Origin of the sequence: Undibacterium sp. Di26W, from assembly GCF_049340265.1 — a bacterium.
In the GTDB taxonomy this organism is placed as follows: Bacteria; Pseudomonadota; Gammaproteobacteria; order Burkholderiales; family Burkholderiaceae_D; genus Undibacterium.
In genome coordinates this window covers 1-303 of record NZ_JBMPOR010000092.1, presented here as the reverse complement: position 1 = coordinate 303, position 303 = coordinate 1, and the positions used below count along the sequence as shown (strand labels likewise).

The window sequence follows — 303 nt, the reverse complement described above, 5'->3', positions numbered from 1 at the left end:
TTACTGGCCGTATCGAACGCGGTATTGTCAAAGTAGGCGAAGAGATCGAAATCGTTGGTATCAAAGACACAGTCAAAACGACCTGTACTGGCGTTGAAATGTTCCGCAAACTGCTCGACCAAGGTCAGGCAGGCGACAACGTCGGCGTATTGCTGCGTGGTACCAAACGTGAAGACATCCAGCGTGGTCAAGTGTTGGCAAAACCAGGCTCCATCAAGCCTCACGCCCACTTCACAGGCGAGATCTATGTATTGTCCAAAGATGAAGGTGGCCGTCATACACCATTCTTCAACAACTACCGTC

At 50.5% G+C, this 303-nt stretch carries 1 protein-coding gene; it reads left to right on the top strand.

The window, feature by feature from the left end; translation table 11 throughout:
- Window positions 1-303 (top strand): EF-Tu/IF-2/RF-3 family GTPase (locus ACO0LM_RS28785; RefSeq protein ID WP_423042386.1); only part of this gene is annotated, 303 nt, incomplete at both ends.